The organism is Pseudomonas sp. WS 5051 (assembly GCF_012985715.1).
Classification (GTDB): Bacteria; Pseudomonadota; Gammaproteobacteria; order Pseudomonadales; family Pseudomonadaceae; genus Aquipseudomonas; species Aquipseudomonas bubulae.
The window spans coordinates 21062-41245 of the sequence record NZ_JAAQWV010000024.1; the positions used below are offsets into that span (position 1 = coordinate 21062).

General features: G+C 55.0%; 31 protein-coding genes. 30 read left to right on the forward strand and 1 reads right to left on the reverse strand.

The window, feature by feature from the left end:
* The first annotated feature begins 7 nt into the window (after positions 1 to 7).
* From rplD to bfr, 28 genes are all read left to right on the forward strand, one after another.
* Complete coding sequence (rplD, locus tag HBN79_RS23015; RefSeq protein ID WP_016779176.1) at positions 8 to 610, forward strand: 50S ribosomal protein L4; 603 nt, start codon at positions 8 to 10, stop codon at positions 608 to 610.
* Positions 607 to 906, forward strand: a complete 300-nt coding sequence (rplW, locus tag HBN79_RS23020) for a 50S ribosomal protein L23 (protein ID WP_003444375.1) — start codon at positions 607 to 609, stop codon at positions 904 to 906. Before rplD ends, rplW begins: the two co-directional genes overlap by 4 nt.
* 14 nt (positions 907 to 920) lie before the next feature.
* Positions 921 to 1745: a 50S ribosomal protein L2 gene (gene rplB / locus HBN79_RS23025; RefSeq protein ID WP_016779177.1), complete on the forward strand. Its 825-nt coding sequence runs from the start codon at positions 921 to 923 to the stop codon at positions 1743 to 1745.
* A gap of 16 nt (positions 1746 to 1761) precedes the next feature.
* Positions 1762 to 2037: a 30S ribosomal protein S19 gene (rpsS, locus tag HBN79_RS23030; RefSeq protein WP_003232420.1), complete on the forward strand. Its 276-nt coding sequence runs from the start codon at positions 1762 to 1764 to the stop codon at positions 2035 to 2037.
* A 13-nt stretch (positions 2038 to 2050) separates the two neighbouring features.
* Entirely contained in the window at positions 2051 to 2383 is a 333-nt protein-coding gene (gene rplV, locus HBN79_RS23035) for a 50S ribosomal protein L22 (protein ID WP_003444373.1), read from the forward strand.
* 13 nt (positions 2384 to 2396) lie between these two features.
* Entirely contained in the window at positions 2397 to 3083 is a 687-nt protein-coding gene (rpsC, locus tag HBN79_RS23040) for a 30S ribosomal protein S3 (RefSeq protein WP_003176422.1), read from the forward strand.
* A gap of 12 nt (positions 3084 to 3095) precedes the next feature.
* Positions 3096 to 3509: a 50S ribosomal protein L16 gene (rplP, locus tag HBN79_RS23045; protein ID WP_016779178.1), complete on the forward strand. Its 414-nt coding sequence runs from the start codon at positions 3096 to 3098 to the stop codon at positions 3507 to 3509.
* The gene (gene rpmC, locus HBN79_RS23050; protein WP_003444371.1) at positions 3509 to 3700 is read left to right on the forward strand and encodes a 50S ribosomal protein L29; all 192 of its coding nucleotides are present in this window, start codon (positions 3509 to 3511) and stop codon (positions 3698 to 3700) included. The genes rplP and rpmC overlap by 1 nt, the downstream gene beginning before the upstream one ends.
* A 2-nt stretch (positions 3701 to 3702) precedes the next feature.
* Complete coding sequence (gene rpsQ, locus HBN79_RS23055) at positions 3703 to 3969, forward strand: 30S ribosomal protein S17 (protein WP_003194644.1); 267 nt, start codon at positions 3703 to 3705, stop codon at positions 3967 to 3969.
* A 23-nt stretch (positions 3970 to 3992) separates the two neighbouring features.
* Positions 3993 to 4361, forward strand: coding sequence for a 50S ribosomal protein L14 (rplN, locus tag HBN79_RS23060; RefSeq protein ID WP_002555479.1), 369 nt, complete (start codon positions 3993 to 3995; stop codon positions 4359 to 4361).
* A gap of 11 nt (positions 4362 to 4372) precedes the next feature.
* Positions 4373 to 4687 carry a 50S ribosomal protein L24 gene (gene rplX / locus HBN79_RS23065; RefSeq protein ID WP_016779179.1) on the forward strand — a complete coding sequence of 105 codons (315 nt, stop codon included), beginning with the start codon at positions 4373 to 4375 and terminating at the stop codon, positions 4685 to 4687.
* Between the two features lie 22 nt (positions 4688 to 4709).
* Positions 4710 to 5249 carry a 50S ribosomal protein L5 gene (gene rplE / locus HBN79_RS23070; protein ID WP_003444368.1) on the forward strand — a complete coding sequence of 180 codons (540 nt, stop codon included), beginning with the start codon at positions 4710 to 4712 and terminating at the stop codon, positions 5247 to 5249.
* Between the two features lie 13 nt (positions 5250 to 5262).
* Positions 5263 to 5568: a 30S ribosomal protein S14 gene (gene rpsN / locus HBN79_RS23075; RefSeq protein ID WP_003444367.1), complete on the forward strand. Its 306-nt coding sequence runs from the start codon at positions 5263 to 5265 to the stop codon at positions 5566 to 5568.
* 211 nt (positions 5569 to 5779) lie between these two features.
* Entirely contained in the window at positions 5780 to 6172 is a 393-nt protein-coding gene (rpsH, locus tag HBN79_RS23080; protein WP_003444366.1) for a 30S ribosomal protein S8, read from the forward strand.
* Between the two features lie 12 nt (positions 6173 to 6184).
* Positions 6185 to 6718, forward strand: a complete 534-nt coding sequence (gene rplF, locus HBN79_RS23085; protein WP_016779180.1) for a 50S ribosomal protein L6 — start codon at positions 6185 to 6187, stop codon at positions 6716 to 6718.
* Between the two features lie 10 nt (positions 6719 to 6728).
* Positions 6729 to 7079: a 50S ribosomal protein L18 gene (gene rplR / locus HBN79_RS23090; protein WP_016779181.1), complete on the forward strand. Its 351-nt coding sequence runs from the start codon at positions 6729 to 6731 to the stop codon at positions 7077 to 7079.
* Between the two features lie 3 nt (positions 7080 to 7082).
* A complete protein-coding gene (rpsE, locus tag HBN79_RS23095; RefSeq protein ID WP_003186035.1) occupies positions 7083 to 7583 on the forward strand; it encodes a 30S ribosomal protein S5 in 501 nt (166 codons plus the stop codon).
* Between the two features lie 2 nt (positions 7584 to 7585).
* Positions 7586 to 7762, forward strand: coding sequence for a 50S ribosomal protein L30 (gene rpmD / locus HBN79_RS23100; RefSeq protein WP_003186033.1), 177 nt, complete (start codon positions 7586 to 7588; stop codon positions 7760 to 7762).
* Positions 7763 to 7765: 3 nt separating this feature from the next.
* Positions 7766 to 8203 carry a 50S ribosomal protein L15 gene (gene rplO / locus HBN79_RS23105; protein ID WP_016779182.1) on the forward strand — a complete coding sequence of 146 codons (438 nt, stop codon included), beginning with the start codon at positions 7766 to 7768 and terminating at the stop codon, positions 8201 to 8203.
* Entirely contained in the window at positions 8204 to 9532 is a 1329-nt protein-coding gene (secY, locus tag HBN79_RS23110; RefSeq protein ID WP_003444361.1) for a preprotein translocase subunit SecY, read from the forward strand.
* A gap of 32 nt (positions 9533 to 9564) precedes the next feature.
* Positions 9565 to 9681 (forward strand): 50S ribosomal protein L36, encoded by a 117-nt coding sequence (gene rpmJ, locus HBN79_RS23115; RefSeq protein ID WP_002555468.1) that lies wholly within the window; start codon positions 9565 to 9567, stop codon positions 9679 to 9681.
* 129 nt (positions 9682 to 9810) lie between these two features.
* Positions 9811 to 10167 (forward strand): 30S ribosomal protein S13, encoded by a 357-nt coding sequence (rpsM, locus tag HBN79_RS23120; protein ID WP_016779184.1) that lies wholly within the window; start codon positions 9811 to 9813, stop codon positions 10165 to 10167.
* A gap of 30 nt (positions 10168 to 10197) precedes the next feature.
* Complete coding sequence (gene rpsK / locus HBN79_RS23125) at positions 10198 to 10587, forward strand: 30S ribosomal protein S11 (protein WP_007924177.1); 390 nt, start codon at positions 10198 to 10200, stop codon at positions 10585 to 10587.
* A 17-nt stretch (positions 10588 to 10604) separates the two neighbouring features.
* Positions 10605 to 11225 (forward strand): 30S ribosomal protein S4, encoded by a 621-nt coding sequence (gene rpsD / locus HBN79_RS23130; RefSeq protein ID WP_003444359.1) that lies wholly within the window; start codon positions 10605 to 10607, stop codon positions 11223 to 11225.
* Positions 11226 to 11247: 22 nt separating this feature from the next.
* Complete coding sequence (rpoA, locus tag HBN79_RS23135) at positions 11248 to 12249, forward strand: DNA-directed RNA polymerase subunit alpha (protein WP_003176403.1); 1002 nt, start codon at positions 11248 to 11250, stop codon at positions 12247 to 12249.
* 42 nt (positions 12250 to 12291) lie between these two features.
* Positions 12292 to 12678, forward strand: a complete 387-nt coding sequence (gene rplQ / locus HBN79_RS23140; protein ID WP_016779185.1) for a 50S ribosomal protein L17 — start codon at positions 12292 to 12294, stop codon at positions 12676 to 12678.
* A 173-nt stretch (positions 12679 to 12851) separates the two neighbouring features.
* Positions 12852 to 14300, forward strand: a complete 1449-nt coding sequence (locus HBN79_RS23145; RefSeq protein WP_094999499.1) for a catalase — start codon at positions 12852 to 12854, stop codon at positions 14298 to 14300.
* A 155-nt stretch (positions 14301 to 14455) separates the two neighbouring features.
* A complete protein-coding gene (bfr, locus tag HBN79_RS23150; protein WP_016779187.1) occupies positions 14456 to 14920 on the forward strand; it encodes a bacterioferritin in 465 nt (154 codons plus the stop codon).
* A 181-nt stretch (positions 14921 to 15101) separates the two neighbouring features.
* Here the strand turns inward: bfr and uvrA are convergent, their stop codons facing one another.
* Entirely contained in the window at positions 15102 to 17936 is a 2835-nt protein-coding gene (gene uvrA, locus HBN79_RS23155) for an excinuclease ABC subunit UvrA (RefSeq protein ID WP_094999498.1), read from the reverse strand.
* 198 nt (positions 17937 to 18134) lie between these two features.
* Between uvrA and HBN79_RS23160 the strand changes: the two genes are divergently transcribed.
* Positions 18135 to 19526, forward strand: a complete 1392-nt coding sequence (locus HBN79_RS23160) for an MFS transporter (protein WP_095019084.1) — start codon at positions 18135 to 18137, stop codon at positions 19524 to 19526.
* Positions 19527 to 19535: 9 nt separating this feature from the next.
* Entirely contained in the window at positions 19536 to 20060 is a 525-nt protein-coding gene (locus tag HBN79_RS23165) for a single-stranded DNA-binding protein (RefSeq protein ID WP_016779190.1), read from the forward strand.
* Positions 20061 to 20184: the final 124 nt, after the last annotated feature.

Genomic DNA, 20184 nt, shown 5'->3' on the forward strand with positions numbered 1-20184 from the left:
AGCTGACATGCAATTAAATGTAAATGACGCTCAAGCGATCGAAGTTTCCGAACTGACTTTCGGCGGCGAATTCAACGAGACGCTGGTTCACCAAGCAGTCGTGGCCTACATGGCCGGCGGCCGTCAAGGTAGCAAGCAGCAAAAGACCCGTTCCGACGTTCGTGGTGGCGGTAAGCGCCCTTGGCGTCAGAAAGGTACTGGCCGTGCTCGTGCCGGTACTATCCGTAGCCCAATCTGGCGTGGCGGCGGTACCACTTTCGCAGCTCGTCCACAGGATCACTCCCAGAAGCTGAACAAGAAGATGTATCGCGCAGCAATGCGTTCCATCCTTGCTGAGCTGGTGCGTACTGATCGTCTGGTCGTGGTTCAGGACTTCGCTGTTGAAGCGCCGAAAACCAAAGATCTGCTCAACAAGCTGAATGGCATGGGTCTGACTGATGTCCTGATCGTGTCTGAAGGTGTTGATCAGAACCTGTACCTGGCTGCTCGTAACCTGCCACACGTTGATGTACGTGACGTGCAAGGTTCCGATCCAGTTAGTCTGATCGCATACGACAAGGTGTTGATCACCGTGTCGGCCGTGAAGAAATTCGAGGAGCTGCTGGGATGAACCAGGAACGCGTATTTAAAGTTCTGCTTGGCCCGCACGTTTCCGAGAAGGCTACGGTTCTGGCAGACAAGAAAGGCCAGTTCGTTTTCAAGGTTGCTACCGATGCAACCAAGCTGGAAATCAAGAAGGCCGTCGAAAGCCTGTTCAGCGTGAAAGTTGAGCGTGTTACTACCCTGAACGTTCTGGGTAAGAGCAAGCGCACCGCTCGCGGCGTGGGCAAGCGTAATGACTGGAAGAAGGCAGTAATCTCCCTTCAGCCAGGCCAAGATCTCGATTTCAGCAGCAGTGCTGAGTAAGGAAGGGGTGCATCATGGCAATCGTTAAATGCAAACCGACTTCCCCTGGCCGCCGTCATGTGGTCAAGGTGGTCAACCAGGAGCTGCATAAAGGCGCTCCTCACGCACCGCTGCTCGAGAAGAAATCGAAGTCTGGTGGTCGTAACAACAATGGCCGTATTACCACTCGTCACATCGGTGGTGGTCATAAGCAGCATTACCGTATGGTCGACTTCCGTCGCAACGACAAAGATGGCATTCCAGCCACTGTTGAGCGTATCGAATACGATCCAAACCGTACTGCTCACATCGCTCTGATGCTGTACGCAGACGGCGAGCGCCGCTACATCATTGCCCCTAAAGGCGTGAGTGCTGGCGACCAGCTGATTTCGGGTGCTTTGGCCCCAATCAAGCCGGGTAACTCGTTGCAACTGCGCAGCATTCCAGTTGGTAGCACCGTACACGGCATCGAATTGAAGCCGGGTAAAGGCGCGCAAATCGCACGTTCCGCTGGTGCTTCGGCTCAGCTGGTCGCTCGTGATGGTGTCTATGTGACCCTGCGTCTGCGCTCTGGTGAAATGCGTAAAGTACTGGCTGAATGCCGTGCGACCCTGGGTGAAGTCTCGAACTCCGAGCACAGCCTGCGTTCGCTGGGTAAAGCTGGTGCCAAACGCTGGCGTGGCGTTCGCCCAACCGTTCGTGGTGTTGCCATGAACCCGGTTGACCACCCACATGGTGGTGGTGAAGGTCGTACCTCTGGTGGTCGTCATCCGGTATCGCCATGGGGCTTCCCGACTAAGGGCGCGAAGACTCGTGGTAATAAGCGTACCGACAAAATGATCGTCCGTCGTCGCAAGTAAATAGAGGGATACGACAGTGCCACGTTCTCTGAAAAAAGGTCCTTTTATTGATCTTCACCTACTGAAGAAGATCGAAGTGGCGGCGGAAAAGAACGATCGCAAACCGGTGAAAACCTGGTCGCGTCGTTCGATGATCCTGCCACAAATGGTCGGTCTGACCATCGCTGTGCATAACGGTCGTCTTCATGTCCCAGTTCTCGTGAACGAAGACATGGTTGGCCATAAACTAGGCGAGTTTGCCGGTACCCGCACTTATCGTGGGCACGTGGCAGACAAGAAAGCCAAGCGTTAAGGGGTAAGGAACGATGGAAGTAGCCGCTAAGTTGTCGGGCGCTCGAATCTCCGCCCAGAAAGCCCGCTTGGTCGCCGACCAGATCCGCGGGAAGAAGGTGGGCGAAGCGCTCAACCTGTTGGCTTTCAGCAACAAGAAAGCCGCCGAGATCATCAAGAAAGTGCTGGAGTCGGCCGTAGCCAACGCCGAGCATAACGAAGGCGCAGACGTTGACGACTTGAAAGTCGCCACCGTTTTCGTCAACGAAGGGCGTTCGCTGAAGCGCATCATGCCGCGTGCCAAAGGCCGCGCTGATCGCATCGTCAAGCGGTCTTGCCATATCACTGTCAAGGTTGCTGACAAGTAACGGAGTCGAAGAGATGGGTCAGAAAGTACATCCCATTGGCATTCGCCTGGGAATCGTCAAGGAGCACACCTCCGTCTGGTACGCAGACGGCCGGACTTATGCGGACTACTTGTTCGCTGATCTGAAGGTGCGTGAATACCTCCAAGACAAACTAAAAAGCGCGTCCGTAAGCCGTATCGATATCCATCGTCCGGCCCAAACTGCACGTATCACCATCCACACCGCTCGTCCAGGTATCGTTATCGGGAAGAAAGGTGAAGATGTTGAGAAACTGCGTCAGGACCTGACCAAGCAAATGGGTGTGCCTGTGCACATCAATATCGAAGAGATCCGCAAGCCGGAACTCGACGGTATGCTGGTTGCGCAGAGCGTAGCTCAGCAGCTGGAGCGTCGTGTAATGTTCCGTCGCGCGATGAAACGCGCTGTACAGAACGCTATGCGCATTGGTGCCAAAGGCATCAAAATCCAAGTGAGCGGTCGTCTCGGCGGTGCTGAAATCGCACGTACTGAATGGTATCGCGAAGGTCGTGTGCCATTGCACACCCTGCGTGCCGACATCGACTATGCCAACTACGAAGCTCACACCACTTACGGTGTGATCGGTGTAAAGGTTTGGATCTTCAAAGGCGAAGTAATTGGTGGTCGCCAAGAAGAACTGAAGCCACAAGCACCAGCGCCTCGTAAAAAAGCTGCTAAGTAAGGGGTACGCCAAATGTTACAACCTAAGCGTACGAAGTTCCGCAAGCAAATGACTGGCCACAACCGTGGCTTGGCATTGCGCGGTAGCAAAGTCAGCTTCGGCGAATACGCGCTGAAGTCTGTTGCTCGTGGTCGTCTCACCGCTCGTCAGATCGAATCAGCGCGTCGTGCACTGACCCGTCACGTTAAGCGTGGCGGCAAGATCTGGATCCGTGTATTCCCGGACAAGCCTATTTCCAAAAAGCCCCTAGAAGTTCGTATGGGTAAAGGTAAGGGTAACGTGGAATATTGGGTTGCCCAGATTCAGCCAGGCAAAGTCCTGTATGAAATCGAGGGTGTTACTGAAGAGCTGGCGCGTGAGGCTTTCGCCCTGGCTGCTGCAAAGCTGCCGCTCGCCACCTCCTTTGTTAAACGGACGGTGATGTGATGAAAGCGAATGAACTTCGTGAAAAATCCGCACAGCAGCTGAACGAGCAACTGCTCGGCTTGCTGCGCGACCAGTTCAATCTGCGTATGCAGAAAGCAACTGGCCAGTTGGGGCAGTCGCATCTGCTCTCGCAAGTTAAGCGTGACATCGCTCGCGTGAAGACTGTGCTCAAACAGCAGGCAGGTAAGTAATCATGGCTGAAGCCGAAAAGACTGTCCGTACGCTGACTGGCCGTGTTGTCAGCGACAAGATGGACAAAACCATCACCGTTCTGATCGAGCGTCGCGTTAAGCACCCGATCTACGGTAAATACGTTAAGCGTTCGACTAAGCTGCACGCGCACGACGAAACCAATCAGTGCCACATCGGCGACAAAGTCACTATTCGTGAAACTCGTCCGATGGCCAAGACCAAGTCTTGGGCGCTGGTTGATGTTCTCGAACGCGCTGTGGAAGTCTAAGGACTAGGGGTCGGAGAAATTATATGATTCAGACTCAATCCATGCTCGATGTGGCCGATAACAGCGGCGCACGCCGCGTTATGTGCATCAAGGTGCTGGGTGGCTCCCATCGTCGTTACGCTGGTATCGGTGACATCATCAAAGTTACCGTGAAGGAAGCAATTCCTCGCGGTAAAGTGAAAAAAGGCCAAGTGATGACTGCTGTTGTAGTCCGCACTCGTCACGGCGTACGTCGTGCTGATGGCTCCATTATCCGCTTTGATGGCAACGCTGCTGTTCTTCTGAACAACAAGCAAGAGCCGATCGGCACCCGTATCTTTGGGCCAGTGACCCGTGAACTTCGTACTGAGAAGTTCATGAAGATCGTCTCGCTCGCCCCAGAAGTGCTGTAAGGAGATCCGACATGCAAAAGATTCGTCGTGACGACGAGATCATCGTGATCGCCGGCAAAGACAAAGGTAAGCGCGGTAAGGTGCTTAAGGTTCTCGCTAACAACCGTTTGGTTATTGGCGGTCTGAACCTGGTTAAGCGTCATACCAAGCCTAACCCGATGTCGGGCGTACAAGGCGGTATCGTCGAGAAAGAAGCTCCACTGGACGCTTCTAACGTGGCCATCTTCAACAGCGAAACCAGCAAAGCAGATCGCGTTGGTTTCAAAGTAGAAGAAGGCAAAAAAATTCGTGTCTTCAAGTCGACCCAAAAAGCGGTTGATGCTTGAACACTGCTAGGTAGATGAGACCATGGCACGACTAAAAGAGATTTACCGGAAGGAAATCGCTCCGAAACTTAAGGAAGAACTTAAGCTTTCGAACGTGATGGAAGTTCCGCGCGTTACCAAAATCACCCTGAACATGGGTTTGGGCGAAGCGATCGGTGATAAGAAAATCATCGAGCACGCTGTAGCTGATTTGGAAAAAATCACGGGTCAAAAATGTGTAGTGACCTACGCTCGCAAGTCCATCGCAGGCTTCAAAGTTCGCGAAGGCTGGCCGATCGGCGTTAAGGTTACTCTGCGCCGTGAGCGTATGTACGAATTCCTGGATCGTCTGCTGTCGATCTCCCTGCCTCGGGTACGCGACTTCCGCGGCCTGAATGCCAAGTCCTTCGATGGTCGTGGTAACTACAGCATGGGCGTAAAAGAGCAGATCATCTTCCCGGAAATCGACTACGACAAAATCGATGCTCTCCGCGGTCTGGACATTACCCTGACCACCACTGCTCGGACAGATGATGAAGGTCGCGCCTTGCTGCGTGCTTTCAAATTCCCGTTCCGCAACTGATTGGAGTAGGACCATGGCTAAGATGAGCATGAAAAACCGCGAGCTGAAACGTCAGCTCACGGTTGCCAAGTTCGCCAAGAAGCGTGCAGCACTGAAAGCTATCATCGTGGATCTGAACGCAAGTCCAGAAGCACGTTGGGAAGCTCAAGTTGCTCTGCAGAAGCAGCCACGTGACGCAAGCGCTGCGCGCATGCGTAACCGCTGCCGCCTGACTGGCCGTCCGCATGGTGTTTACCGCAAGTTCGGCCTTGGCCGTAACAAATTGCGTGAAGCAGCAATGCGTGGCGACGTACCAGGTCTGGTTAAAGCCAGCTGGTAAGGCGCACAGGCAAAGTTACCCCTGTCAGGGTTGCAAGATCCTGACAGCCGGTGACCTTGAATATGAATCAAGCCCCTATTGGGGCTTGATTCATTTCTGGCGTGTGTCTAGAATGACCGGCTCGCCTGAGCCCGTGCTTTTTAAGCATTGAGTACTCGGCGACAGTTGTAGCCGCAAGGCTAATTCTTTTTGTATCAGGAGCGTCTAGCCCATGAGTATGCAGGACCCGTTAGCGGACATGCTAACTCGAATCCGTAATGCCCAGATGGCTGAAAAGTCCGTCGTAAGCATGCCATCTTCCACGTTGAAGGTAGCTGTAGCCAAAGTTCTCAAAGACGAAGGTTACATCGCGGATTATCAGATCAGCAGCGAAATCAAGCCACTGCTGTCTATCGAGCTGAAGTACTTCGAAGGCCGTTCGGTTATCGAAGAAGTTAAGCGCGTTAGCCGTCCAGGCCTGCGTCAGTACAAGTCCTCCGAAGATCTGCCGAAAGTTCGTGGCGGTCTGGGTGTGTCTATCGTCTCCACCAGCAAAGGTGTGATGACGGATCGTGCTGCGCGCGCTGCCGGTGTCGGCGGCGAAGTTCTTTGCACTGTGTTCTAAGGGGGGATAAGCATGTCACGCGTCGCTAAGAACCCCGTTAAGCTGCCAGCTGGTGTCGAAGTAAAATTCGCCGGCCAACAGCTTTCGGTGAAGGGTGCCAAGGGTACTCTAGAACTGAACATCCATTCGTCCGTTGAGATTGTTGAAGAAGCTGGTGAGCTGCGTTTCGCTGCTCGCAATGGCGATCAACAAACTCGCGCAATGGCTGGTACCACTCGTGCGTTGGTAAACAACATGGTCCAAGGCGTAAGCCAAGGCTTCGAGCGCAAGCTCCAGCTGGTCGGTGTTGGTTACAAAGCGCAAGCAAAAGGCACAGTGCTGAACCTGGCTCTTGGCTTCTCGCACCCAGTGGATTACGAGTTGCCGGAAGGCATCACCGCTGAGACTCCTAGCCAAACCGATATCCTGATCAAGGGTATTGATAAGCAGCTGGTAGGTCAGGTGGCCGCTGAGATCCGCGGTTTCCGTCCGCCAGAGCCTTATAAAGGCAAGGGTGTACGTTACGCGGACGAAGTCGTCCGTCGTAAAGAAGCCAAGAAGAAGTAGGGCATAGCAAATGACCGACAAAAAAGTTACTCGCCTGCGCCGCGCTCGCAAAGCACGTCTGAAAATGCACGAACTCGAAGTCGTGCGTCTCTGCGTGTTCCGCTCGGCACAGCACATATACGCCCAGGTCATCTCGGCCGACGGCAGCAAAGTCCTGGCAAGCGCCTCGACTTTGGACAAAGAACTGCGTGATGGTGCCACTGGCAACATCGACGCGGCCACAAAGGTTGGCCAGCTGGTCGCTACGCGTGCAAAAGCCGCTGGCGTCTCGCAGGTGGCTTTCGACCGCTCTGGCTTCAAGTACCACGGCCGCGTGAAAGCGCTGGCTGAGGCTGCTCGTGAAGCTGGGCTGGAGTTCTAAGTTATGTCAAATAACGACCAAAAGCGCGACGAAGGCTACATTGAGAAGCTGGTTCAAGTTAACCGCGTAGCCAAAACCGTTAAAGGCGGCCGTATCTTCACTTTCACCGCGTTGACCGTGGTTGGTGATGGTAAAGGGCGCGTTGGCTTCGGCCGTGGCAAGTCACGTGAAGTGCCTGCTGCGATCCAGAAGGCAATGGAAGCTGCTCGCCGCAACATGATTCAAGTGGACCTTAACGGCACCACTCTGCAGTACGCCATGAAATCCGCCCACGGCGCTTCCAAGGTTTACATGCAGCCTGCTTCTGAAGGTACCGGTATCATCGCTGGCGGCGCTATGCGTGCTGTCCTCGAAGTTGCTGGCGTTCAGAACGTACTGGCCAAGTGCTACGGCTCGACTAACCCGGTAAACGTGGTTCACGCCACTTTCAAAGGTTTGAAAGCTATGCAATCTCCTGAATCTATTGCCGCCAAGCGTGGCAAAAGCGTCAAGGAGATCTTCTGATCATGGCTACCGTTAAAGTAACGCTGATCAAAAGCATGACCGGCCGTATCCCTAACCACAAACTGTGCGTTAAGGGTCTGGGTCTGCGTCGCATCGGTCACACTGTAGAAGTACTTGATACTCCCGAGAATCGCGGGATGATCAACAAGGCTTACTACATGCTGCGTGTAGAGGGTTAATCGATGAAACTCAATGATCTGAGTCCAGCGCCGGGTTCCCGTCGCGAAAAGCATCGTCCGGGCCGTGGTATCGGTAGTGGTTTGGGTAAGACTGGTGGCCGTGGTCACAAAGGTCAGACCTCCCGCTCCGGTGGCACCATTGCTCCAGGCTTTGAAGGCGGTCAACAGCCGCTGCATCGCCGTCTGCCTAAGTTCGGTTTCGTATCCCTGAAAGCCATGGATCGCGCAGAAGTGCGTTTGTCCGAGCTGGCTAAAGTGGAAGGCGACATCGTAACTGTGCAGACCCTGAAAGATGCCAACGTGATCAACGTCAACGTACTGCGTGTGAAAATCATGCTGTCCGGTGAAGTGACTCGCGCTGTCACAATCGGCAAGGGAATCGGCGCCACCAAAGGTGCGCGTTCGGCTATCGAAGCAGCTGGCGGCAAGTTCGAGGAATAAATGGCTAAGCAAGGTGCTCTCTCAGCGCTCAGCAAAGGCGGGTTATCCGAGCTCTGGGCTCGACTGCGTTTTCTATTCCTGGCGATTATCGTCTACCGGATAGGCGCACACATCCCAGTTCCAGGTATCAACCCGGACCGGCTGGCGGACCTGTTTCGACAGAATGAGGGGACCATACTTAGCTTGTTCAACATGTTTTCCGGCGGCGCGCTGGAGCGGATGAGTATTTTTGCGCTGGGGATCATGCCGTACATTTCGGCATCGATCATCATGCAGCTTATGTCCGCTGTCAGCCCGCAACTGGAGCAGTTGAAGAAGGAAGGTGAAGCTGGCCGTCGCAAGATTAGCCAGTACACCCGCTACCTCACTGTCGCTCTTGCTCTTGTCCAGGCTATTGGCATGTCCATTGGTCTGGCAGGGCAAGGCGTAGCGTTCACTGGTGACCTGGGCTTCCATTTCGTTGCAGTAACCACGTTTGTGGCGGGTGCAATGTTCATGATGTGGCTGGGTGAGCAGATTACTGAGCGTGGTGTTGGCAACGGTATCTCGATGTTGATTTTTTCGGGTATCGTCGCCGGTCTTCCGAGAGCAATCGGGCAGTCTTTCGAGTCTGCACGTCAGGGCGATATCAATATCTTCGCTCTGGTTGCTATCGGTTTGCTGGCAGTAGCGATTATCGGTTTTGTGGTGTTCATTGAGCGTGGCCAGCGTCGTATTGCTGTTCACTACGCCAAGCGTCAGCAGGGCCGCAAGGTGTTTGCTGCGCAGACTAGCCACCTACCGCTGAAAGTGAATATGGCCGGTGTTATCCCGGCTATTTTTGCGAGCAGCATTTTGCTGTTCCCGGCTTCGCTGGGTGCCTGGTTCGGTCAGTCTGAAGGTATGGGCTGGTTGCAGGACATCTCGCAGTCGATCGCTCCTGGTCAGCCGTTGAATATTCTGCTGTTTAGTGCAGGGATTATTTTCTTCTGCTTCTTCTATACGGCGTTGATGTTCAATCCGAAAGACGTAGCGGAAAACCTGAAGAAGTCCGGTGCCTTTATTCCGGGTATCCGTCCAGGTGAGCAGTCGGCACGCTATATTGATGGCGTTTTGACTCGTTTGACTCTGTTCGGTGCTCTTTATATGACGGCCGTGTGCCTGTTGCCCCAGTTCCTGGTGGTTGCGGCAAACGTTCCGTTCTACCTTGGCGGGACCTCGTTGCTGATCGTTGTTGTGGTTGTTATGGACTTCATGTCCCAAGTACAATCGCACCTCGTTTCGCACCAGTACGAATCCCTGATGAAGAAAGCCAACCTGAAGGGCTACGGCAGCGGCATGCTCCGCTGAAGTACTACCCCGTAAGGTGAGAGGAGTTGGTGATGAAAGTTCGTGCATCGGTGAAAAAGCTGTGCCGTAACTGCAAGATTATTCGCCGCGAAGGTGTTGTTCGGGTAATTTGCAGCGCGGAACCACGTCACAAACAGCGCCAAGGCTGAGTGTGATCTGTTTGAAGCCCAGCAGCTAGTGCGCTGCTGGGTTGATTATTTGTTATTACAGCGATATTATCTCGCGCCCTATTTCTTGGCTTCCGGGGCGTAGGTAGCTGTCAATTGGAGTCCCACTGAATGGCCCGTATTGCAGGCGTTAACATTCCAGATAACAAGCACACTGTTATCTCGCTGACCTACATCTATGGTGTTGGTCGCACTACCTCACAGAAAATCTGTGCGGATGCTGGTGTAAACCCAGCCGCTAAGATCAAGGATCTGAGCGACGAGCAGATTGAGTTGCTGCGTGGCGAAGTGGCGAAGTTCACCACTGAAGGTGACCTGCGTCGTGAAGTCAACATGAAAATCAAACGCTTGATGGACCTGGGCTGCTACCGCGGTCTGCGCCATCGTCGTGGTCTTCCAGTGCGCGGTCAGCGTACCAAGACCAACGCGCGTACTCGCAAAGGTCCGCGTAAGCCGATCCGCAAGTAATCGCACCAGCGAATCGACAGGAATTTAGTCATGGCAAAACCTGCTGCTCGTCCTCGTAAAAAAATTAAAAAGACAGTGGTTGATGGCATCGCCCACATCCACGCGTCTTTCAACAACACCATCGTGACCATCACGGATCGTCAGGGTAACGCGCTTTCTTGGGCTACCTCTGGTGGTTCGGGTTTCCGCGGTTCACGCAAGTCCACCCCGTTCGCTGCTCAAGTAGCTGCTGAACGTGCTGGTCAAGCTGCGCTGGAATATGGCCTGAAAAACCTTGACGTTAACGTCAAGGGCCCAGGTCCAGGTCGTGAGTCCGCTGTCCGTGCTTTGAACGGCTGTGGCTATAAGATCGCCAGCATCACCGACGTGACGCCAATCCCGCACAACGGGTGCCGTCCGCCGAAGAAGCGCCGCGTGTAATCAGGAGACTGTAAAGAATGGCTCGTTACATTGGTCCAAAATGCAAACTGGCACGTCGTGAAGGCACTGATCTCTTCCTGAAGAGTGGTGTGCGCGCTATCGAATCGAAGTGCAATATTGAAGCTGCTCCAGGCATCCACGGCCAACGCCGCGGTCGCCAATCCGACTACGGTACCCAACTGCGTGAAAAGCAGAAGGTCCGTCGTATCTACGGCGTTCTCGAGCGTCAGTTCAGCGGCTACTACAAACAAGCTGCTGGCAAAAAAGGTGCAACCGGTGAAAACCTGCTGCAACTGCTCGAATGCCGCCTGGATAACGTCGTATACCGTATGGGTTTCGGTTCTACTCGTGCCGAATCTCGTCAGTTGGTATCGCACAAGTCGATCAGCGTTAACGGTCAGACCGTAAACGTTCCGTCCTACCAGGTTCGTGCTGGTGACGTGGTCGCTATCCGCGAGAAAGCAAAGAACCAGCTTCGCATTGTCCAAGCTCTCGATCTGTGTGCCCAACGTGGCCGCGTAGAATGGGTAGAAGTAGACACTGAGAAGAAGTCGGGCGTTTTCAAGAACGTTCCTGCTCGCAGTGATCTGTCCGCCGACATCAACGAAAGCCTGATTGTCGAGCTCTACTCCAAGTAAGGGCTAGAAAATAGGTGCATCCATGCAGATTTCGGTAAATGAGTTCCTGACACCTCGCCATATTGATGTGCAAGTTGTCAGTCCAACCCGCGCTAAAATCACTCTCGAGCCTCTCGAGCGTGGTTTTGGCCACACCCTGGGCAACGCGCTGCGCCGCATCCTGTTGTCCTCAATGCCAGGCTGTGCAGTAGTCGAGGCCGAGATTGACGGTGTGCTCCACGAGTACAGCGCCATCGAAGGTGTACAGGAAGACGTAATTGAAATCCTGTTGAACCTTAAAGGTCTGGCTATCAAGCTGCACGGCCGTGACGAAGTTACGCTGACCTTGTCGAAGAAGGGTTCGGGGGTGGTTACCGCTGCCGATATTCAGCTGGATCATGATGTCGAGATCGTTAATCCCGATCACGTAATCGCCAACCTGGCGTCTAACGGCGCCTTGAACATGAAGCTCACCGTAGCTCGTGGTCGTGGTTATGAACCAGCAGACTCGCGTCAGAGCGATGAAGACGAAAGCCGCAGCATTGGTCGCTTGCAGCTGGATTCTTCGTTCAGCCCGGTTCGCCGTATCGCATACGTGGTGGAAAACGCCCGTGTCGAGCAGCGCACCAACCTGGACAAGCTGGTTATTGATCTGGAAACCAACGGTACACTGGATCCTGAAGAGGCCATTCGTCGTGCTGCAACCATCCTGCAACAGCAGTTGGCTGCATTCGTCGACCTCAAAGGTGACAGCGAGCCAGTGGTAATCGAGCAGGAAGACGAGATCGATCCGATCCTGCTTCGTCCTGTTGACGATCTGGAACTGACCGTGCGTTCGGCCAACTGCCTTAAGGCGGAGAACATTTACTACATCGGTGACCTGATTCAGCGCACCGAAGTAGAACTGTTGAAGACTCCGAACCTGGGCAAGAAATCCTTGACTGAAATCAAGGACGTTCTGGCCTCCCGTGGTCTGTCCCTCGGCATGCGCCTCGACAACTGGCCGCCTGCAAGTCTTAAGAAGGACGACAAGGCGACTGCCTGATCGTCGTAATCACCGAACGTTGTGTTTGGTAAGGAATGAACCATGCGTCATCGTAAAAGTGGTCGTCACCTGAGCCGCACTAGCTCGCACCGCAAGGCTATGTTTCAAAACATGGCAGTGTCGTTGTTCGAGCACGAGCTGATCAAAACGACTCTGCCGAAAGCCAAAGAATTGCGTCGCGTTGCTGAGCCGCTGATTACTCTGGCCAAGATTGATTCTGTTGCTAACCGCCGTCTGGCCTTCGACCGTACTCGTTCGAAAGCCATGGTTGGTAAGCTGTTCAACGATCTGGGCAAGCGTTATGCAACTCGTGAGGGTGGCTACCTGCGCATCCTCAAGTGCGGTTTCCGCGCTGGCGACAACGCGCCTATGGCGTACGTCGAGTTGGTTGATCGTCCAGTTGGCGGTGAAGCTGTATCCGCTGAGTAAGACGTCAGTCTCTACAAAGAACCGGGCCTAGTGCCCGGTTTTTTGTGCGCGTTCGATTATGATTATCTATTGATTCTGATCATTTAATGCATTTGCCCATGTGTAATTCATGGTCAATACTCCTCGTCAGCCGATTAGCCGGCAGTACAAAGACTGACTGAGGAAGCAAACATATGAGCCAGACCAAAACGCTTACAACCGCCAGCGGCGCTCCAGTTGCGGATAACCAGAATTCTCGTTCTGCCGGTCCTCGTGGCCCATTGCTGCTTGACGATTTTCATCTGATCGAAAAGCTCGCGCACTTCAACCGTGAAAACATTCCTGAACGTCGCGTGCACGCCAAGGGTTCAGGCGCCCATGGCACTTTCACCCTGACCCGTGACATGGCTCAGTACAGCAGTGCCAAGCTGTTTGACACCATCGGCAAGCAAACCCCCACTTTTCTGCGCTTCTCAACGGTAGGTGGCGAGCGCGGCTCGGCAGATACCGAGCGTGATCCACGTGGCTTTGCCCTCAAGTTCTACACCGAGGAAGGTAACTGGGACATCGTCGGTAATAACACCCCTGTATTCTTCATTCGCGACCCGTTGAAGTTTCCCGACTTTATCCACACCCAAAAACGCCTCCCGCAAAGCAATCTGAAAAGCGCACAGATGATGTGGGACTTCTGGTCGCACTCCCCTGAGTCGCTGCACCAGGTCACCATCCTGTTTTCCGATCGCGGCATTCCAGATGGTTACCGCCATATGCATGGCTTTGGCAGCCACACGTACAGCCTGATCAATGCTGCGGGTGAGCGTCACTGGGTCAAATGGCATTACAAAACCAAGCAGGGCATCAAGAACCTGCCGCCTGCAGAGGCTGCGCGCCTTGCCGGTACCGACCCGGATTACGCACAGCGTGACTTGTTTGGCGCCATCGAACGCGGTGACTTTCCGAAATGGCGCGTATGCATGCAGGTCATGACTGAAGCTCAGGCTGCAGCCCACTATGAGAACCCGTTTGACGTGACCAAGACCTGGTCGCAGAAAGAGTTCCCGCTGATTGAAATCGGTGAGCTGGAGCTGAACCGCAACCCGCTGAACTACTTTGCCGAAGTGGAGCAGGCTGCGTTCGGGCCAAGCAATATGATCCCGGGTGTGGGCCTGTCGCCTGACCGCATGCTGCAAGGCCGTGTGTTCGCGTATGCCGATGCCCATCGCTACCGTGTAGGCACCAACCATCAGCACCTGCCGATCAACTCACCACGGGTACCTGTGCATAACTATCAGCGTGATGGCTCTATGGCCTTCGGCAACAATGGTGGTGCTGCACCGAACTATGAGCCGAACAGCTATGGCGACGCGCCAAAACAAGCACCGCAATATGCTGAGCCGCCATTGGCCCTCAGTGGTGCAGCTGATCGTTACGATCATCGTGTAGACAGCGATTACTACAGCCACGCCGGTGCCCTGTTCCGACTGATGAACGACGAGCAGAAAGCCCTGCTGATCAACAATATTGCAGGGGCTATGGAAGGTGTGACGGGGGATGTCGTCGAGCGCCAGCTGCAGCATTTCTACAATGCTGATCAGGCTTATGGTGATGGTGTTGCCAAGGCGTTGGGTGTACAGCGTAACTAACTCTAAGTGAGAAGCAGAACCGCCCTCAATTGGGCGGTTTTTGCGTTATTTAACCCTGTTTTCTCTGAAAAACAGGGTTTTTATTGCGATTTAGCCGTGACCTCTCAGTCGGCTTGGTTCAAACTACAGCCTTTCAAGCAGGGAGATGTAAGGCAATGCAAGGCCACCCGGATGTAATCGATTATCTCAATACGTTGCTGACCGGCGAGTTGGCTGCGCGTGACCAATATTTCGTCCATTCCCGTATGTACGAGGATTGGGGTTTCACCAAGCTTTACGAGCGTATCAACCACGAGATGGAGGAAGAGGCACAACACGCTGATGCGTTGATGCGCCGGATTCTGATGCTCGAGGGTACGCCGCGCATGCGCCCTGACGACCTGGATGTGGGCACTACGGTGCCTGAGATGTTCGCTGCCGACCTGCGCCTGGAATATAAAGTCCGTGCCGCGCTGTGCAAAGGCATCGCCCTGTGCGAACTGCACAAGGACTACGTGAGCCGTGACATGTTGCGTGTTCAGCTGGCAGACACCGAAGAAGACCACACCTACTGGCTGGAAAAACAGCTGGGCCTTATCAAGTCGATCGGCTTGCAGAACTACCTGCAATCGCAGTTCTGATCCAGGGAAGCTGAGATGCTTTTGGTGGGAGCGTGGCTTGCCCGCGATGCAGGCAACACGGCCTGGCTTGTGTGTCGCGGCGTTACCATCGCGAGCAAGCCCGCTCCCACAAGAGCTTGATTTGCGCTCAGTAAAAAGCCCCTGCCATCTCACGATGGCAGGGGCTTTTTCGTACCGAGCTTTAAGCCTTGTCGCGAATCAACAGTGGCTTCAGGTAGAAGCCCGTGTGTGATTGCTTCATCTCGGCTACTTCTTCCGGTGTACCGGTAGCAATGATCTGCCCGCCCTTGGAACCCCCCTCAGGGCCGAGATCCACCAGCCAGTCAGCGGTCTTGATCACGTCCAGGTTGTGTTCGATCACTACCACGGTGTTGCCATGGTCGCGAAGACGATGCAGCACATCCAGCAACTGCTGGATGTCAGCAAAGTGCAAACCGGTAGTAGGCTCATCGAGGATATACAAGGTCTTGCCTGTGTCGCGCTTGGACAGCTCGCGGGACAACTTGACCCGTTGCGCCTCACCGCCTGACAGCGTGGTGGCGGATTGTCCTAGCTTGATATAGGACAAGCCTACATCCATCAGCGTTTGCAGCTTACGCGCCAGTGCAGGCACAGCATCGAAGAACACGCGCGCTTCTTCGATGGTCATTTCCAGCACTTCGTGGATGCTCTTGCCCTTGTATTTGATCTCAAGGGTTTCACGGTTGTAACGCTTGCTTTTGCACACATCGCAAGGCACATAGATGTCCGGCAGAAAGTGCATTTCTACCTTGATCAGGCCATCACCCTGACAGGCCTCGCAGCGTCCGCCCTTTACGTTGAAAGAGAAACGCCCCGGGCCGTAACCGCGCGAGCGCGACTCGGGCACACCCGAGAACAACTCGCGGATTGGCGTAAACAACCCGGTGTAGGTCGCAGGGTTGGAGCGCGGCGTACGGCCAATCGGGCTTTGGTCGATATCGACGACCTTGTCCAGATGCTCAAGCCCCTTGATGCTGTCGTGCGCCGCCGCTTCCAGCGTGGTCGCGCCATTCAGTGCCGTGGCGCTGAGCGGGTAAAGTGTGTTGTTGATCAGGGTGGATTTGCCTGACCCCGAGACCCCAGTGACACAGGTCAGCAGGCCAATCGGAATTTCCAGATCAACATTGCGCAAGTTATTGCCGCGAGCACCCTTGAGCGACAGTGTCAGCTTCTTGTTGCGCGGTGTGCGCTTGGCGGGTACGGCAATCTTCACACGCCCCGACAGGTATTTGCCTGTCAGTGAGTCAGGGTGAGCCATCACCTCGGCCGGTGTACCTTCAGCAACAATATGACCGCCATGCACGCCAGCACCAGGGCCGATATCCACCACATAGTCCGCCAGGCGGATGGCGTCTTCGTCGTGCTCCACCACAATCACGGTGTTACCGATATCACGCAGATGCTTGAGGGTGCCCAGCAGGCGATCGTTATCGCGCTGATGCAGGCCGATGGAGGGCTCGTCGAGGATATACAGCACGCCAACCAGGCCTGCACCAATCTGACTGGCCAGACGAATACGCTGGGCTTCACCGCCTGACAGGGTATCGGCACTACGGTCCAGCGACAGATAGTCCAGCCCCACATTCACCAGGAACTGCAGGCGCTCGCGAATTTCCTTAAGGATTTTGTCAGCGATTTCGCCACGGCGTCCGCTCAGGCTCAGCGTGCTGAAGTATTCGGTCGCATCACCGATAGGCATGCTGGTGACCGCGGGCAGGGTTTTTTCGCCGACCCATACATGACGGGCTTCGCGACGCAGTCGGGTACCCCGGCAATCCGGGCAGGACTGGGTGCTGAGGAATTTGGCCAGTTCTTCGCGCACGGTGGCCGACTCGGTTTCGCGATAACGGCGTTCCAGGTTTGGCACGATGCCTTCGAACGGGTGAGCACGCTTGACGATATCGCCACGATCATTCAGATAGCGGAAATCCACGTTTTGCGTGCCGCTGCCATACAGGATCACCTTTTGCTTGTCGGCCGGCAGCTCGCTGAACGGCACTTCAAGGCTGAAGTCGTAATGCTTGGCCAACGCCCCGAGCATCTGGAAATAATAAACGTTGCGCCTGTCCCAACCGCGGATCGCGCCTTCGGCCAGCGTCAGCTCGCCATTGACCAGGCGCTTGATATCGAAGAACTGCTTGACCCCCAGACCATCGCAGGTCGGGCATGCACCTGCCGGGTTGTTGAAGGAAAACAGCTTGGGTTCCAGCTCGCTGATCGCATGGCCGCAAATCGGGCAGGCGAAGCGCGCGGAAAAGATTATTTCTTCGCCCGGCTCATCGTCCATCGGCGCAACCAGGGCAATGCCATCAGCCAGTTTCAGCGCTGTCTCGAAAGACTCGGCCAGGCGCTGCTGCAGATCGGCACGCACTTTAAAGCGGTCAACCACCACATCAATGCTGTGCTTTTTCTGTTTGTCGAGCTTGGGCAGTTCGTCCAGCTCGCAAAGCTTGCCGTTGACCCGGGCGCGAACAAAACCCTGGGCGCGCAGTTCTTCAAATACTGAAAGGTGTTCGCCCTTACGCTCGCGGATCACCGGCGCCAGCAGCATCAGCTTGCTGCCTTCGGGCTGGGCCAGTACCAGGTCGACCATTTGGCTGACGGTCTGGGCTTCCAGAGGAATGTCGTGATCCGGGCAGCGCGGGATACCTACGCGGGCATACAGCAGGCGCAGGTAGTCGTAGATTTCGGTGATGGTGCCGACCGTGGAGCGCGGGTTGTGCGAGGTCGATTTTTGCTCGATGGAAATCGCCGGCGACAGACCCTCGATGGTATCGACGTCAGGCTTTTCCATCATCGACAGGAACTGCCGCGCATAGGCTGACAACGACTCGACATAACGGCGCTGGCCTTCGGCATACAGCGTGTCAAACGCGAGGGATGATTTGCCGGAGCCAGACAGTCCGGTGATAACGATCAGTTTGTCCCTTGGCAGGGTCAGGTCGATGTTCTTCAGGTTGTGGGTTCGTGCCCCACGTATCAGGATCTTGTCCACTGCGGCCTCGCTTGGCGGGCATAACGTAAACGAATGAGTATACGGATCTGTGCGAAAGCTGTGCAGGCCCTTGATGGCACACTGTCATTCAAGCAGCCTTTATAACTTTTGCGTGACAAAGCGTCGCGTCTCTCTCGTGTATGTGCTGTTAGACGATGGGACTGATAGAATCGCCGCCGGTTCACATGAGGTTTTTCCATGCACGATCCCCACAGCGAACGCATGAGTAGCGGCGAGACCCGGGCAGCAAGCGGTCTGGCCCTTGTGTTCGCCTTCCGTATGCTGGGCATGTTTATGGTGTTGCCGGTTCTGGCAACCTATGGAATGGACCTTGCCGGTGCAACGCCCGCCCTGATTGGTCTGGCGATTGGCGCTTATGGCCTGACCCAGGCCATTTTCCAGATCCCCTTTGGTGTTATTTCCGATCGTATTGGACGGCGCCCGGTCATTTACCTGGGCTTGATTGTCTTCGCGCTGGGCAGTGTGCTGGCGGCCAATTCCGATTCGATCTGGGGCGTCATTGCGGGACGCATCCTGCAAGGTGCGGGGGCGATTTCTGCAGCGGTCATGGCGCTGTTGTCAGACCTTACCCGTGAACAGCATCGCACCAAGGCCATGGCCATGATCGGCATGACCATCGGCTTGTCATTTGCCGTGGCCATGGTGGTGGGCCCGCTCCTGACTCGCGCTTTCGGGTTGTCCGGGCTGTTTCTGGCGACGGGGGCAATGGCGCTGTGCGGGATCGTGATTGTGATGTTTATGGTGCCGCGTTCCACCGGTACCTTGCAGCATCGTGAGTCCGGAGTGGCGAAGCAGGCCTTGCTGCCGACCTTGCGCCATCCCGACCTGTTGCGCCTGGACCTTGGCATTTTTGTGCTGCACGCCATGTTGATGTCGAGCTTTATCGCACTGCCGCTGGCGCTGGTCGAGAAGGCCGGCCTGCCCAAGGAACAACATTGGTGGGTGTATCTGACGGCCTTGCTGATTTCATTCTTCGCCATGATCCCGTTCATCATCTACGGCGAAAAGAAACGCAAAATGAAACGAGTTTTGCTCGGCGCCGTCGTGACGTTGATGCTCACTGAGCTATTCTTCTGGAAGTTCGGCGACAGTTTACGAACGCTGGTGATTGGCACTGTGGTGTTTTTCACTGCGTTTAACCTGTTGGAGGCTTCATTGCCTTCGCTGATCAGCAAAGTTTCACCCGCAGGCGGCAAGGGCACGGCGATGGGGGTTTACTCCACCAGCCAGTTCCTCGGATCGGCACTGGGCGGCATACTCGGCGGCTGGCTGTTTCAGCATGGCGGTCTGTCGGTTGTGTTCCTGGGAGGCGCAGGTCTGGCTGCACTCTGGTTGGCCTTTGCTGTTACCATGCGTGAACCACCGTATGTAACAAGCCTGCGCCTGCCGTTATCGCCCGAGGCGTTGCGCGAAGCAGGTCTGGCTGAGCGTCTAAAGGCAGTCAATGGCGTTACAGATGCAGTGATCGTGGCTGAAGAGGCTGCGATTTATATCAAATTGGACACCGAACTATTGGATCGCGCGACACTCGAGCAGTTGGTTAACCCAGCGCCGACGTGCGAAGCCTAGGAGAACGTTATGGCCCGTGGGGTTAACAAAGTTATATTGGTCGGCACATGCGGCCAGGATCCCGAAGTTCGCTACTTGCCTAACGGTAATGCCGTGACCAACCTGAGTCTGGCAACCAGCGAACAATGGACTGACAAGCAAACCGGTCAGAAAGTCGAGAAGACTGAATGGCACCGTGTATCGATGTTCGGCAAAGTGGCCGAAATCGCCGGCGAATACCTGCGCAAGGGTTCGCAGGTGTACATCGAAGGCAAGCTGCAAACCCGTGAGTGGGAAAAAGACGGTATCAAGCGTTACACCACCGAAATCGTGGTCGACATGCAAGGCACCATGCAACTGCTGGGTGGCCGTCCACAGGGCGACCAGCAAAACCAGGGTGGTGGCAACAACTACCAGCAACAACAGTCGGCTCCGCGTCAGCAGGCTCAACGCCCTGCACCGCAGCAACAGCAGCAGTCGCGCCCTGCGCCGCAACAGCAGGCCCCGCAGCCAGCTCCGGATTTCGACAGCTTTGATGACGATATTCCGTTCTAGAGTCTACCTCGGACTTTTTTGTAAAGTCTAACGCCAGAACCCCCGCCCTGCGGGGGTTTTTCGTTTTTACAGCTGTAAAGTTTTTCTTGATGTTTTTTGTCTGTTCTGCAACCATGCATAAACG

Excerpts from the sequence above, each read along its gene's own strand:
- rplD (WP_016779176.1), top strand. The coding sequence starts at position 8 with ATGCAATTAAATGTAAATGACGCTCAAGCGATCGAAGTTTCCGAACTG.
- rplW (WP_003444375.1), top strand. The coding sequence starts at position 607 with ATGAACCAGGAACGCGTATTTAAAGTTCTGCTTGGCCCGCACGTTTCC.
- rplB (WP_016779177.1), top strand. The coding sequence starts at position 921 with ATGGCAATCGTTAAATGCAAACCGACTTCCCCTGGCCGCCGTCATGTG.
- rplV (WP_003444373.1), top strand. The coding sequence starts at position 2,051 with ATGGAAGTAGCCGCTAAGTTGTCGGGCGCTCGAATCTCCGCCCAGAAA.
- rpsC (WP_003176422.1), top strand. The coding sequence starts at position 2,397 with ATGGGTCAGAAAGTACATCCCATTGGCATTCGCCTGGGAATCGTCAAG.
- rplP (WP_016779178.1), top strand. The coding sequence starts at position 3,096 with ATGTTACAACCTAAGCGTACGAAGTTCCGCAAGCAAATGACTGGCCAC.
- rpmC (WP_003444371.1), top strand. The coding sequence starts at position 3,509 with ATGAAAGCGAATGAACTTCGTGAAAAATCCGCACAGCAGCTGAACGAG.
- rpsQ (WP_003194644.1), top strand. The coding sequence starts at position 3,703 with ATGGCTGAAGCCGAAAAGACTGTCCGTACGCTGACTGGCCGTGTTGTC.
- rplN (WP_002555479.1), top strand. The coding sequence starts at position 3,993 with ATGATTCAGACTCAATCCATGCTCGATGTGGCCGATAACAGCGGCGCA.
- rplX (WP_016779179.1), top strand. The coding sequence starts at position 4,373 with ATGCAAAAGATTCGTCGTGACGACGAGATCATCGTGATCGCCGGCAAA.
- rplE (WP_003444368.1), top strand. The coding sequence starts at position 4,710 with ATGGCACGACTAAAAGAGATTTACCGGAAGGAAATCGCTCCGAAACTT.
- rpsN (WP_003444367.1), top strand. The coding sequence starts at position 5,263 with ATGGCTAAGATGAGCATGAAAAACCGCGAGCTGAAACGTCAGCTCACG.
- rpsH (WP_003444366.1), top strand. The coding sequence starts at position 5,780 with ATGAGTATGCAGGACCCGTTAGCGGACATGCTAACTCGAATCCGTAAT.
- rplF (WP_016779180.1), top strand. The coding sequence starts at position 6,185 with ATGTCACGCGTCGCTAAGAACCCCGTTAAGCTGCCAGCTGGTGTCGAA.
- rplR (WP_016779181.1), top strand. The coding sequence starts at position 6,729 with ATGACCGACAAAAAAGTTACTCGCCTGCGCCGCGCTCGCAAAGCACGT.
- rpsE (WP_003186035.1), top strand. The coding sequence starts at position 7,083 with ATGTCAAATAACGACCAAAAGCGCGACGAAGGCTACATTGAGAAGCTG.
- rpmD (WP_003186033.1), top strand. The coding sequence starts at position 7,586 with ATGGCTACCGTTAAAGTAACGCTGATCAAAAGCATGACCGGCCGTATC.
- rplO (WP_016779182.1), top strand. The coding sequence starts at position 7,766 with ATGAAACTCAATGATCTGAGTCCAGCGCCGGGTTCCCGTCGCGAAAAG.
- secY (WP_003444361.1), top strand. The coding sequence starts at position 8,204 with ATGGCTAAGCAAGGTGCTCTCTCAGCGCTCAGCAAAGGCGGGTTATCC.
- rpmJ (WP_002555468.1), top strand. The coding sequence starts at position 9,565 with ATGAAAGTTCGTGCATCGGTGAAAAAGCTGTGCCGTAACTGCAAGATT.
- rpsM (WP_016779184.1), top strand. The coding sequence starts at position 9,811 with ATGGCCCGTATTGCAGGCGTTAACATTCCAGATAACAAGCACACTGTT.
- rpsK (WP_007924177.1), top strand. The coding sequence starts at position 10,198 with ATGGCAAAACCTGCTGCTCGTCCTCGTAAAAAAATTAAAAAGACAGTG.
- rpsD (WP_003444359.1), top strand. The coding sequence starts at position 10,605 with ATGGCTCGTTACATTGGTCCAAAATGCAAACTGGCACGTCGTGAAGGC.
- rpoA (WP_003176403.1), top strand. The coding sequence starts at position 11,248 with ATGCAGATTTCGGTAAATGAGTTCCTGACACCTCGCCATATTGATGTG.
- rplQ (WP_016779185.1), top strand. The coding sequence starts at position 12,292 with ATGCGTCATCGTAAAAGTGGTCGTCACCTGAGCCGCACTAGCTCGCAC.
- HBN79_RS23145 (WP_094999499.1), top strand. The coding sequence starts at position 12,852 with ATGAGCCAGACCAAAACGCTTACAACCGCCAGCGGCGCTCCAGTTGCG.
- bfr (WP_016779187.1), top strand. The coding sequence starts at position 14,456 with ATGCAAGGCCACCCGGATGTAATCGATTATCTCAATACGTTGCTGACC.
- HBN79_RS23160 (WP_095019084.1), top strand. The coding sequence starts at position 18,135 with ATGCACGATCCCCACAGCGAACGCATGAGTAGCGGCGAGACCCGGGCA.
- HBN79_RS23165 (WP_016779190.1), top strand. The coding sequence starts at position 19,536 with ATGGCCCGTGGGGTTAACAAAGTTATATTGGTCGGCACATGCGGCCAG.